The following is a 398-nucleotide window of genomic DNA, read 5'->3' as shown; positions in this document are numbered from 1 at the left end:
GGCAGAGCTCTGCGGCTTCTCGCTCGCAGTCGCCGACGACAGCGCCACGCCCTCGGGCCAGATCACCCGCGCCTGCTATGTCCCGGTCGCGCATAAGAGCGGCCGCGGCGACCTGCTCGGCGGCGGATTGGTGGAAGGCCAGATTCCCGTGCGGCAGGCGCTTGAGGTCCTGAAGAGCCTGCTGGAGGATGACAGCGTCCTCATCATTGGCCAGAACATAAAATATGACTGGCTGGTGATGAAGCGCCACGGCATCGTCATCGCGCGCTTCGACGACACGATGCTGATGAGCTATGTGCTCGACGGCGGCAGCAACACCACCCATGGCATGGATTCGCTCTCTGATCGCTGGCTGGGGCATAAGCCGGTCGCATATAAAGAGGTCACCGGTTCCGGCA

General features: G+C 63.1%; 1 pseudogene. It reads left to right on the top strand.

Features of this window, described 5'->3' with window-relative positions:
* Nucleotides 1–398 (top strand): annotated as a pseudogene (locus tag AC1D0P_RS31085) (hypothetical protein); the annotation flags it as partial.

The organism is Polaromonas sp. P1_G2, assembly GCF_056405515.1.
This window is presented reverse-complemented; position numbering and strand designations above follow the sequence as displayed.